This is a genomic window from uncultured Frigoribacterium sp., from assembly GCF_963515265.1.
GTDB lineage: Bacteria > Actinomycetota > Actinomycetes > Actinomycetales > Microbacteriaceae > Frigoribacterium.
In genome coordinates this window covers 1-9,988 of record NZ_CAUPYL010000091.1, presented here as the reverse complement: position 1 = coordinate 9,988, position 9,988 = coordinate 1, and the positions used below count along the sequence as shown (strand labels likewise).

Here is a 9,988-nt window from a genome sequence, read left to right as displayed (position 1 = left end):
CGGCCACGGCGCCGCCGAGGGTCTCGCGGGCGGCCGCCGCGGCGTCGGCGGGAACCGTGCCGGGCACCACGAGCGCCCCGCGGTAGATCGCCGTGAGCATGCTGCCGAGCACGGCCGTGCCCAGCACCGCCCCGACCTCGTAGGCGGTCTCGGAGACCGCGGAGGCGGCTCCTGCGCGGTCGGCGGGGACCGCGGCGATGATCAGGTCGTTCGAGATCGTCTCGGCCGCTCCCACCCCGAGGCCGACGAGGGCGAAGCTGACGACGAACACCCACACCGGGGCGTCGGCGCCGGACAGCCACACGGCTCCGTAGGCGACGGCCGCGGCGCCCAGGCCGACCGCGACGATGCTGCGCGGCGCGACCCGGCGGACGAGCGGCACGACCGCCAGCCCGGACAGCACCATGACGACGAGGCCGGGCAGCAGGGTGAGCGCCGCGTGCAGCGGGCGGAGGCCCACGACGAGCTGCAGGTGCTGCGTCGTGAAGAAGAGGAAGCCCACCAGGGAGGTGATGGCCAGCAGGTTCACGACGATCGAGCCCGCGAACACCGGGTTCGTGAACAGCCGCACGTCGAGCAGCGGGCGCGGACGCCGCAGCTGACGACGGACGAACAGCCAGCCCGCCGTGAGGCCGACGACGGCGAGGGCGAGCACGTCGAGGCCGGGGCCGTGCGTGGCGAGCTGCTTGATCGCCGCGACGACCGGCGCCATCGCGAGCAGGGAGAGCAGGACCGACACGAGGTCGAACGGGCCCGGGGCGGGGTCTCGGCTCTCGACGACGAGGATCGGCGCGGCCACGAGCAGGGGCAGCAGCACCGGGACGGCGATGAGGAAGATCGAGCCCCAGGCGAAGTGCTCGAGGAGCACTCCCCCGACGATCGGGCCGAGGGCGGAGCCGGCCGCGAAGCCGCTCGCCCAGATCGCGATGGCGAGGCGGCGCTGGTCGCGGTCGGTGAAGGTGCTGCGCAGCAGCGAGAGCGTGGCGGGCATGATCATCGCGCCGAAGAAGCCGAGCACGGCGCGGGCGGCGATCAGCGCCTCGGCGGTGGGGGCGAAGGCGGCGACGACCGAGACGGCGGCGAAGCCGCTGGCCCCGATCAGGAGGAGGCGTCTGCGGCCGAAGCGGTCGCCGAGCGAGCCCATCGCGACGAGCAGGCCGGCGAGGACGAGGGAGTAGACGTCGACGATCCAGAGCTGCGCGGCCGCAGAGGGCTGCAGCGCGGTCGAGATCTCGGGGAGCGCGAAGCTGAGCACCGTGTTGTCGACGGAGACGAGGAGGACCGGCAGCATCAGGACGACGAGGGCGGCCCACTGACGGGCGCCGGCCCGGGCGGGCGCGGGGGTGCGTGTCGTCGTGGGGGTCGTCGGGGCGTTCTTCGTCGGGGGCGTCGTGGCGGGGGTGCGGCGGTCGTCGCGGGTGCTCATGGGTCTCTCGATGGTCGTGGTGGGCGTGCGGGGCGTGCTGTACCGTCCGGACGGTACAGCTTGACCGTCCAGACGGTACAGTAACAGGATGAGCCCGCGTCCGTCAGCCCGAGAGAAGATGCTCGACTCCTTCGAGCACCTCGTCGTCGAGACCGGCGAGCGGAGTGCCACCTTCGACGCCGTCGCCGCCGCCGCGGACGTCTCGAAGGGCGGGCTGCTCTACCACTTCCCCTCGCGCGAAGCGCTGGTCGACGGGCTCGTCGCCCGCCTCGAGGCGCTGCTCGACGACGACGTGGCACGGATGACCTCGGCCGCCGACGGGGTCGTCGACTACTTCATCCGCACCTCCTCGCGGTCGGCCATCCCCGAGGACGATCCGCTCGACCGGTGCATCACCGCCGTCGCCGGCCTCGGCGCGAGCGGACGCTGGCCGCAGGCCGTCTCCGCGCTCACGGCCATGCAGGACCGCTGGTACCGCGTCGTGCTCGACGAGGTGGGCGACCCCGCCGTCGCCAGCCTCGTGTGCCTCGTCTCGGACGGGCTCTACTTCACGCCCGCACAGTTCGAGGAGGCGTCGGTCGCGTCGAGTGCGCCGGGCGCCTCGGACGCGTCACGTCGCGGGCGGGCCTCGGTCGACGAGGTCGTCGCGCTGCTGCGCAGCCTCGCGCGCTGAGGAGCGTCCGCGCAGCTGCACCCTGGCGCCCGCGGTGCGTGCGTGGCCGCACATGCCGACCGGCGGGGCTGCTGTAGCGGGATATCCGGGTACTGAGGGGGCCGAACTGCGCCGGCGGTCGGCATTTGCAGACGCGACGGGGCAGGCGCGGGCGAGCGGGGCGGGTCAGGCGGGGCGAGCGGGGCCGGTCAGGCGGGGAGGATGCAGGCGGGGCTGCCGAGCGTGAAGACGTCGAGGGGCTCGCCGGGGACGCCCGTCTCGGGGTCGAGCGGCAGCACGGCGACCGTGTCCGAGCCCTGGTTCGCGACGTACAGGACACCGGGCGTGATCGCGAAGTGCCGCGGCCAGGTGCCGCCGCAGGGAGCCTCGCCGACGAGCTCGAGGCGGCCGTCGCCGCCGGGCGCGAGGACGCTGATGCTGTCCCGCCCGCGGGTGGCGACGTAGACGCGGCCGCCGTCCACGTCGAGGTGCGAGGGGAAGACCCCGGACGCCGAGGACGAGCCCTCGAAGACCTCGACCGAGTGGTCGACGACCAGCTTCTCGCCGACGCGCCGGAGCACGTGCAGCCGGGCGTCCAGCTCACCGGCGACGACGAGGCGATCGCCCAGCCACGCGACGTGACGCGGGCCGGCCCCGGCGGGCAGCAGGTGCACGCCGACGATCTCGGGCACGAGGGTGACGGGGTCGACGACGACCTCGACCAGACGATCGGTCCCGAGGTCGCTGACCAGCAGCGTGCCCCACGGGGTGGTCGAGGCCTGGTGGGCGTGCGGGCGCTCCTGGCGCTCCTGCACCGGGCCGTGCCCGACGGGCAGCGCGACGGTGTGCGCGACCCGGCTCGTGAGCGAGGGGTCGCCGGAGAGGACGGAGACCGTCCCGCCGACGTAGTTCGTGACGACCAGCGCACCGGACGCGGGGTCGAACAGCACGTGGCACGGTGCGGCCCCGCCCGAGGCGGCGCTCGACGCGGCCACCAGGCGACCGGCGGAGACCGTGTAGGACAGGACCCGCCCCTCCGTCGTCTCGGACACCGCGTGCAGCGCGCCCTCGGTCGCGACCAGGAACGAGGGGTCGTCGGCCTCGACGGTCTGCACCGACTGCCAGGGCTGGCCCGGCGCGGTGCGCTCGAGCACGGTGATGCCTGCCCCGGAGCCGCCGCTGGAGGCGGTGTACGAGCCGACGTAGAGGCGCTGGGGCGAGCCCGCGTCGACGGTGGGGAACTCGGCCTCAGGCGCGGGGTCGTGCCCGGCTGCCCCGTCGTGCCCGGCGGGCGACTCGCGGGCGGCCGCCGCCTCGAGCCCGGCTGCCGCGTCGGTCACGCCCGACCCTCGGACGAGGACCCGGCGGCGTCGTTCGCGATGCGCTGGTGGTGCTGGATGACCTCGCCGACGATGAACCCGAGGAACTTCTCGGCGAAGGCCGGGTCGAGGCGCGACTCCTCTGCGAGCTGCCGGAGGCGCTGGATCTGCACGCGCTCACGCTCGGGGTCGCTGGCGGGCATGCCCGCCGCCGCCTTGAGGTGCCCCACCGACTGCGTGAACTTGAAGCGCTCGGCGAGCAGGTGCACGAGCGCCGCGTCGATGTTGTCGATGCTCTGACGGATGCTCGAGAGCTCGTCGATCGCCTCGCGGTCGTCGGTCGTGAGGGGGCTGTCCGCGCCGAGGGGACTGTCGAGTGCCATGTCCCGACCCTATCGGGGCACCCCGGAGCCGGGCCGGGGCGGCGCGGGACGCGCCTCCTTCGCTGCTGCTGTGCTGCTGTGCTGATGTGCTGCTGCGTCAGTCGACGAGGGTCAGCGTGACCTCGACGTTGCCGCGGGTGGCGTTCGAGTAAGGGCACACGTGGTGCGCGGCGTCGGCGAGCTCCTGGCGACGGTCGGCCGGGACGTTCGGCGTGTAGATGTCGAGCTCGACGGCGAGGCCGAAGCCGCCCTCGCCGTTGCCGCCGATGCCGACGCTCGCACTGACCGAGCTGTCGCTCGTGTCGACGTCGAGCTTCTTGGCGATGCTGTGCATCGCGCTGAGGAAGCAGGCCGCGTAGCCCGCGGCGAAGAGCTGCTCGGGGTTGGTGCCCTCGCCGGAGCCGCCGAGCTCCTTGGGCGGACGGGTGTCGAAGTCGAGGCGGTCGTCCTCGCTGCGGACGTGGCCGTCACGGCCCCCGCCGGTGGCGTGGGCGATGGCGGTGTAAGCGATCTCCAAAGTCATGAGAGCAACAGTCGACCCCTCATCTGGACGGTTGCTGAACAGTCTCCAGACGCCGCATGAGACCATCCCGGACGCTCGGCCACTCGTCGGCGAGGACGGAGTAGACGGCCGTGTCGCGCCACGAGCCGTCGGCCCGCGGCTGCGTGCGGCGGTGGACGCCCTCGAAGGTCGCGCCGAGCCGCGTGATCGCCGCTCGAGACCGCTCGTTCAGGGCGTCGGCCTGGATCTGGACACGCCCGAGACCGTGGTCGAAGAGCGACCCCAGCACGAGCAGCTTCGTCTCGACGTTGACGCCGGTGCCCCACACCTCGGGGGCGTAGGCGGTCCAGCCGACGTGGGCGCTCTCGCAGCGGAGGTCGACGAGGCCGACGGTGGTGGTGCCGACGAGCTCGCCGGGCCCCTCGCCGGTCGGGACCGTGCGGCGGACGCCCCAGACGAGCCCCTCGCCCCAGGGCAGGTAGCCGCGCAGGAACTCGGCCCACTCGTCGTAGTCGTCACGGTAGGCCGCCGCGCCGCCGCCCCAGCCCCCGGCGAAGACCTCGGGCCTGCCGATCGCGCCGTGGAGCTCGGGCAGGTCGTCGTGACGGAGCGGGACGACCGTGACGAGACGGCCGACGAGGGGGACGAAGGGCAACGGTCCGAGCACGGTCATGCGTCGATCCTCGCAGCGGCGGAGCAAGATGTCAGCGTGACCACACCCCGCACCTTCGGCCGGTCGGCCGAGTCGTTCGTCGACCTCCTGTCGCGAGTCCGCCCCGAGCAGTGGGACGCGCCCGGCCTCGGGCGCTGGACCGTCCGCGACCTGGCGGGCCACACCTCCCGGGCGGTGCTCACGGTGTCGACCTACCTCGGCCTGGACGAGCCGAGCGACGTGACCATCCCGTCGGCCGAGGCCTGGTACTCGGCGTACGCCTCGCAGTTCACCGACGCGGACGGCGTGCACGCCCGAGGCGTCGAGGCCGGCCGGTGGCTCGGCGACGACCCGGCCGCCCGGGTCGCCGAGGCGCTCGTCGAGTCGCGCGGCGCCCTCGACCGGGCCCCCTCGAACCGGATCGTGTCGCTCGGCGGCATGGGCATCCCGCTCGGCGAGTACCTGCGGACCCGCGTGTTCGAGCTCGTCGTGCACACGATTGACCTGTCGCGGGCGACCGGGCTGGCCCACACGCTGCCGACTGCCGCGGTCGCCGACACCGCGGCGCTCGCCGCCCGGACCGCGACGATGCAGGGGCACGGCGAGGAGGTGCTGCTCGCGCTGACGGGACGCGGCCGCCTCGGGGACGGGTTCAGCGTCGTCTGAGGCGGGCGGCGCCTCCTCGGCTGCCTCCGGTCGAGTCGCGGGCCCGACTGCGTGATTCAGGAACATGCGCGTGCGGGTTCCTGAAACGTGCACCGGGCAGGAGCGGGAGTCCTGAGTTTTGCGAACTCAGGACTCACGTTCCTGAATGAGGAGAGCGCGAGCCGGACCCGGGCCCGGAACCGAAGCCCGGGCGGAGCGGATCAGGTGAGGAGGTCGTGCCGGAGACGGCGGGTCAGGCGAGGAGGTCGTGGCGGACGACGACGGCCTCGCGGCCGGGGCCGACCCCGATCGCCGAGATGCGGGCGCCGCTCATGGCCTCGACGGCGAGGACGTAGTCCTGTGCGGCCGCCGGGAGGTCGCCGAACTCGCGGGCCCCGGTGATGTCCTCGGTCCAGCCGGGGAACTCCTCGTAGATCGGCACGGCGTGGTGGAAGTCGCTCTGCGACACCGGCACCTCGTCGTGACGCACCCCGTCGACGTCGTAGGCGACGCAGACCGGGATCGTCTCGAGGCCCGTGAGCACGTCGAGCTTCGTGAGCACGAAGTCGGTCACGCCGTTGATGCGCGCCGAGTAGCGCGCGATCGGGGCGTCGTACCAGCCGCAGCGACGCGGACGGCCCGTGGTCGTGCCGAACTCGAAGCCGTTGGCGCGGAGGAACTCGCCGGAGGCGTCGAACAGCTCGGTCGGGAACGGACCTGCCCCGACACGGGTCGTGTACGCCTTGACGATGCCGATGACGCGCTGGATGCGGCCGGGGCCGATGCCGGAGCCGGTGGAGGCGCCTCCTGCGGTCGCGGACGACGACGTGACGAACGGGTACGTGCCGTGGTCGACGTCGAGCATGGTCGCCTGGCCGGCCTCGAAGAGGACGGTCTTGTCGGCCTCGAGGGCCTGGTGGATCTCGAGTGCCGTGTCGGCCACCATCGGCTTCAGCCGCTCGGCGTACGAGAGCAGCGACTCGACGATCTCGTCGGCCTCGATCGCGCGGCGGTTGTAGATCTTGACGAGCAGGTGGTTCTTCTGGTCGAGGGCCGCCTCGACCTTCTGGCGCAGGATGCCCTCGTCGAAGATGTCCTGCACGCGGATGCCGACGCGGTTGATCTTGTCGGCGTAGGTCGGGCCGATGCCGCGACCGGTCGTGCCGATCTGGCGCTTGCCGAGGAACCGCTCGGTCACCTTGTCGAGGGTGCGGTGGTAGTGCGTGATGACGTGCGCGTTGGCGCTGACCTTGAGCTTCGAGACGTCGACGCCGCGGGCGATCAGCGCGTCGAGCTCGTCGAAGAGCACCTCGATGTCGATGACGACGCCGTTGCCGATGACCGGCGTGACGCCGGGCGACAGGATGCCCGAGGGCAGCAGGTGCAGGGCGTACTTCTGGTCGCCGATGACGACCGTGTGGCCTGCGTTGTTGCCGCCGTTGAACTTGACGACGTAGTCGATGCGGCTGCCGAGCAGGTCGGTGGCCTTGCCCTTGCCTTCGTCGCCCCACTGGGCTCCGATGATGACTACTGCGGGCATGGTCGTCTCCTCGCGGTCGGCGATCGCACCTGGGTGAGGCACGCGTGCACCGTGTCAGGTGCACTTGAGTCTACCGACGAGGAGGCGCGGCACGCCCGTCACGCACCGCTCTAGGAATTCGTTGCGCGATACGACAAACTACGGCCATGAGTCTCGTCGCCGGGGTCGACTCCTCGACCCAGAGTTGCAAGGTCGTGATCCGCGACACCGTCACCGGAGAACTGGTGCGCCAGGGCACCGCCCGGCACCCGGAGGGCACCGAGGTGCCGCCCGACGCCTGGTGGGACGCCCTGGTCGAGGCGATCGACGCGGCCGGCGGCCTCGACGACGTCGCCGCGATCTCGGTCGCCGGGCAGCAGCACGGGATGGTCGTGCTCGACTCCGACGGCGCGGTCGTGCGCGACGCCCTGCTCTGGAACGACACCCGCAGCGCCGGGGCGGCTCGCGACCTGACCGCCGAGCTCGGGGCCGAGGAGTGGGCGCGACGGACGGGCTCGGTGCCCGTCGCCTCCTTCACGGCCACCAAGCTGCGCTGGCTGCGCGACGCCGAGCCCGAGGCCGCGGCGCGCGTCGCCGCGGTCGCGCTGCCGCACGACTGGCTGACCTGGCGGCTCCTCGGGTACGGGACCCACGCCTCCTCTCCCCTGGGACCCGACCTCGACGAGCTCGTCACCGACCGCAGCGACGCCAGCGGCACCTCGTACTGGAGCCCCGGCGACGAGGCGTACGACCTCGAGATCTTCGAGCGGGCGCTCGGCCGCCCGGGTCGCGTCGCCGGCGGCGACGGCGACGGCGACGACGCCTCGGCCGTCGTGCTGCCGCGCGTGCTGGGACCGGCGGAGGCGGCCGGCACGACGGTCGCTCACGGGCCCGTCCCTGAGGGGGTCCTCGTCGGGGCCGGCGCCGGCGGCCCCCCCCGCGCGGGGCCCCGGGGGGCGGCCCGGGGGGGGGGCCCCCACAAACCCAACAGCACCCACCCGGCCGGCCAACCCCCCCACCAGGGACCGTCCCTGAGGGGGTCCTCGTCGGGGCCGGCGCCGGCGACAACGCCGGCGCGGCCCTCGGGCTGGACGCCGGGGTCGGCGACCTCGTCATCAGCATCGGCACCAGCGGGACGGCCTTCGCCGTCACGGATGCACCCACCTCGGACGGCACCGGCACGGTGGCCGGCTTCGCCGATGCCGCCGGCGGGTTCCTGCCGCTCGTCGCCACCCTCAACGCGGCCCGCGTGCTGTCGTCGATCGGCACGTTGCTCGGCGTCGACCACGACGAGTTCGCGCGGCTGGCGCTCGCCGCGGAGCCGGGCTCCGGCGGCGTCTCGCTCGTGCCGTACTTCGAGGGCGAGCGCACCCCCGACCTGCCCGACGCGACAGCCACGCTCTCGGGGCTGACGCTCGCCTCGACCACCCGCGAGAACCTCGCCCGCGCCGCCGTCGAGGGCATGCTCTCGGCCCTCGCCGACGGTGCCGCCGCCGTGCGTGACCAGGGGGTGGAGGTGCGGCGCGTGCTGCTGATCGGCGGCGGCGCGCTGAACCCGGCCGTGCAGGCCGTCGCGGCCCAGGTGCTCGACGTGCCGGTCACGGTGCCCGCGCCGGGCGAGTATGTCGCCGACGGGGCGGCACGGCAGGCGGCCTGGGCCCTCTCGGGGACACGACCGGGGTGGGCCGTGTCGACCCGCGCCTCCTCGGAGCCGGACCTCGTGCCCGCGATCGGCGAGCGGTACCGCGCGGCGCAGGCGCTGGGGTCGCTGCCGCGCTGAGCGGGCTGGCGCGCTGAGCTTGCTGGCGCGCTGAGCGCTCAGCGCTGCGATCGGCCGAGGGCGGGTCGACGTGGCCGAGGGCGGGTCAGCGTGGCCGACGGCGGGTCAGCGGCGACCCGCCCTCGAGCGCGATGACCCGCCCTCGACGGACGGGACGCGCAAGAGAGGGGGCGCAGGAGGCGGGACCTAGGATCGGGGGCATGCCACCGGAACCGGGACCCACCCGCTCGACGATGACCGAGGACTACCTCAAGGTCATCTGGAAGGCCGAGGAGTGGGCGGCCGAGGGCTCCCCCGGCATCACGACCAACGAGATCGCGGCGACGCTCGGGGTGGGCGCGTCGACGGTGTCGGGCAACCTCCGCAAGCTCGAGCGCGACGGGTTCATCGACTACACGCCGTACCGCAGCATCGCGCTCAGCGAGCTCGGCCGGAACGTGGCCGTCGGCATGGTGCGCCGCCACCGCCTGATCGAGACGTACCTCGTCGAGCGGCTCGGCTACGCGTGGGACGAGGTGCACGACGAGGCCGAGGTGCTCGAGCACGCCGTCAGCGACCGCCTGCTCGAGGCGTTCGACGTCGAGCTGGGGCGGCCGACAGCCGACCCGCACGGCGACCCGATCCCCCGGGCCGACGGCACCGTCGTGCGGCCCGAGGCCCACACCCTGCAGGAGTTCGTCGAGGGCGAGTGCGGCCACGTCGTCCGCGTCTCGGACGACGAGCCCGAGCTGCTGCGGTACCTGGGGTCGCTGCAGCTGCGGGTCGGCGCGCACGTCCGGGTGGCCGAGCGCCGCGACTACGCGGGGTCGCTGCGGGTCGAGCTCGACGACGGCACGGTCGACCTCGCCGGGCCCGCCGCTGTCGCCGTGTGGGCGACGCGGGACGAGCACGGGCACGCGGCGGCGGCCACCGCCTCCTGAGTCCTCGGCGCACGTGCGCCACGTCGCCGCATCGTCGAACACCGCCGGGTGAAGCGGACACCGCCCACCAGCGCGGTGTTCCGTTCACTCGGCGGTGTCGCGAGCCGGGTCAGGAGGCGCGAGCCGGGTCAGGAGGCGCGGGCCGGGTCAGGACGCGCGGGCCGGGTCAGGACGCGCGGGCCGGGTCAGG

The 9,988-nt window shown here is 73.7% G+C and carries 9 protein-coding genes and 1 pseudogene; 4 read left to right on the top strand and 6 right to left on the bottom strand.

Annotated elements, in window-relative coordinates; all coding sequences use genetic code 11:
* Positions 1-1,426, bottom strand: a 1,426-nt coding sequence (locus RWM17_RS08880) for an MFS transporter (protein ID WP_314102817.1), incomplete at its 3' end; no start/stop codon positions are given.
* 88 nt (positions 1,427-1,514) lie between these two features.
* Between RWM17_RS08880 and RWM17_RS08875 the strand changes: the two genes are divergently transcribed.
* Complete coding sequence (locus tag RWM17_RS08875; RefSeq protein ID WP_314102815.1) at positions 1,515-2,099, top strand: TetR/AcrR family transcriptional regulator; 585 nt, start codon at positions 1,515-1,517, stop codon at positions 2,097-2,099.
* A gap of 188 nt (positions 2,100-2,287) precedes the next feature.
* Here the strand turns inward: RWM17_RS08875 and RWM17_RS08870 are convergent, their stop codons facing one another.
* The 4 genes from RWM17_RS08870 to RWM17_RS08855 all read right to left on the bottom strand — a co-directional run bounded on the left by RWM17_RS08870 (position 2,288) and on the right by RWM17_RS08855 (position 4,955).
* Positions 2,288-3,418, bottom strand: coding sequence for a beta-propeller fold lactonase family protein (locus tag RWM17_RS08870; RefSeq protein WP_314102813.1), 1,131 nt, complete (start codon positions 3,416-3,418; stop codon positions 2,288-2,290).
* On the bottom strand, positions 3,415-3,780 hold the full coding sequence (locus tag RWM17_RS08865) for a chorismate mutase (RefSeq protein WP_314102812.1): 366 nt from the start codon (positions 3,778-3,780) through the stop codon (positions 3,415-3,417). Before RWM17_RS08865 ends, RWM17_RS08870 begins: the two co-directional genes overlap by 4 nt.
* A 97-nt stretch (positions 3,781-3,877) precedes the next feature.
* Positions 3,878-4,297, bottom strand: a complete 420-nt coding sequence (locus RWM17_RS08860; protein WP_314102819.1) for an organic hydroperoxide resistance protein — start codon at positions 4,295-4,297, stop codon at positions 3,878-3,880.
* Positions 4,298-4,322: 25 nt separating this feature from the next.
* Positions 4,323-4,955 carry a GNAT family protein gene (locus RWM17_RS08855; protein ID WP_314102809.1) on the bottom strand — a complete coding sequence of 211 codons (633 nt, stop codon included), beginning with the start codon at positions 4,953-4,955 and terminating at the stop codon, positions 4,323-4,325.
* A 36-nt stretch (positions 4,956-4,991) separates the two neighbouring features.
* On the opposite strand from RWM17_RS08855, the gene RWM17_RS08850 reads away from it, so the two are divergent.
* Complete coding sequence (locus tag RWM17_RS08850) at positions 4,992-5,600, top strand: maleylpyruvate isomerase family mycothiol-dependent enzyme (RefSeq protein WP_314102807.1); 609 nt, start codon at positions 4,992-4,994, stop codon at positions 5,598-5,600.
* 232 nt (positions 5,601-5,832) lie between these two features.
* Here the strand turns inward: RWM17_RS08850 and RWM17_RS08845 are convergent, their stop codons facing one another.
* Entirely contained in the window at positions 5,833-7,119 is a 1,287-nt protein-coding gene (locus RWM17_RS08845) for an adenylosuccinate synthase (protein WP_314102806.1), read from the bottom strand.
* Between the two features lie 146 nt (positions 7,120-7,265).
* On the opposite strand from RWM17_RS08845, the pseudogene RWM17_RS08840 reads away from it, so the two are divergent.
* Together RWM17_RS08840 and RWM17_RS08835 are read left to right on the top strand one after the other, a co-directional pair.
* Positions 7,266-8,764, top strand: a pseudogene (locus RWM17_RS08840) (FGGY family carbohydrate kinase); the annotation flags it as partial.
* 314 nt (positions 8,765-9,078) lie between these two features.
* Entirely contained in the window at positions 9,079-9,798 is a 720-nt protein-coding gene (locus tag RWM17_RS08835) for a metal-dependent transcriptional regulator (RefSeq protein WP_314102805.1), read from the top strand.
* Positions 9,799-9,988: the final 190 nt, after the last annotated feature.

Excerpts from the sequence above, each read along its gene's own strand:
- RWM17_RS08855 (WP_314102809.1), bottom strand. The coding sequence starts at position 4,955 with ATGACCGTGCTCGGACCGTTGCCCTTCGTCCCCCTCGTCGGCCGTCTC.
- RWM17_RS08865 (WP_314102812.1), bottom strand. The coding sequence starts at position 3,780 with ATGGCACTCGACAGTCCCCTCGGCGCGGACAGCCCCCTCACGACCGAC.
- RWM17_RS08875 (WP_314102815.1), top strand. The coding sequence starts at position 1,515 with ATGAGCCCGCGTCCGTCAGCCCGAGAGAAGATGCTCGACTCCTTCGAG.
- RWM17_RS08845 (WP_314102806.1), bottom strand. The coding sequence starts at position 7,119 with ATGCCCGCAGTAGTCATCATCGGAGCCCAGTGGGGCGACGAAGGCAAG.
- RWM17_RS08835 (WP_314102805.1), top strand. The coding sequence starts at position 9,079 with ATGCCACCGGAACCGGGACCCACCCGCTCGACGATGACCGAGGACTAC.